The following is a 939-nucleotide window of genomic DNA, read 5'->3' on the forward strand; positions in this document are numbered from 1 at the left end:
CCCCGTGTCGGCGAGGAGGGCCTGTCCCTCTCCGGTGGGCAGCGGCAGCGCCTGGCGCTCGCCCGCGCGATCGCGGCGCGGCCGTCGGTGCTCGTCCTGGACGACCCGCTGTCCGCGCTCGACGTCGACACCGAGGCTCGGGTCGAGGCCGGCCTCCGCCGCGTCCTCGCCGAGACCACGTCGCTCATCGTGGCGCACCGCCCGTCGACCGTGACGCTCGCCGACCGGGTGGCGCTCATGGAGAACGGCATCGTCACCGCCGTCGGCACCCACTCGGAGCTGATGGCCACCAACGACCACTACCGCTACGTCATCTCGTCGCTCGACGAGGACGACGCCACCGCACGAGAGGGGGCGATGGCATGAGCCAGCAGGAACAGCAACTGCCAGCCCAGACGTCGGCGCAGTCGACCGACGCACCCGATGTCGACGACGCGCAGCAGCCCGTCACCGCGTCGATCACCACGCTCGGTGTGCGTGGCGAGGAACGTGACGACTTCACCAAGGCGGAGAGCAAGCGCCTGCGGCGCCGCTCCCTCGCACTGCTCGGGTCCCTCGCCGCGCCCCTCAAGGCCCGGCTCGTCCTGCTCGGCGTCGTGGTCGTGGTCTCGACCGCGGGCACCGTCGCGGGTCCGGCGCTCATCGCGTGGGGCATCGACAACGCCCTGCCGGCCGTCCTCGACCGGAACGACTGGGTGCCGGCGTTCGGCGTCGTCGCGACGTACATCGTCGTGGCCGTCCTCGGCGCTGTCCTGACCGCGTGGTACACGGTGCTCGCGGCCCGGATCAGCCAGGCGATCCTGTTCGACCTGCGGAAGCGGGTGTTCCTGCACACGCAGCGGCTCTCGCTCGAGTTCCACGAGACCTACACGTCCGGCCGGATCATCTCGCGCCAGACGAGTGACCTCGACTCGATCCGCGAGCTGCTCGACTCCGGGC

2 protein-coding genes are annotated in these 939 nt (G+C 71.6%); both read left to right on the forward strand.

Annotated features, from left to right (window positions below; all coding sequences use genetic code 11):
* The coding region (locus tag I5E_RS13135) for an ATP-binding cassette domain-containing protein (RefSeq protein ID WP_031262670.1) at nt 1-366 on the forward strand (366 nt) is incomplete at its 5' end.
* Nucleotides 363-939: ABC transporter transmembrane domain-containing protein (locus tag I5E_RS13140; RefSeq protein ID WP_031262672.1), on the forward strand; the 577-nt coding region annotated here is incomplete at its 3' end. The genes I5E_RS13135 and I5E_RS13140, both read left to right, overlap by 4 nt.

The sequence above is a fragment of the Curtobacterium sp. B18 genome (genome assembly GCF_000333375.1).
Taxonomy (GTDB): Bacteria; Actinomycetota; Actinomycetes; order Actinomycetales; family Microbacteriaceae; genus Curtobacterium.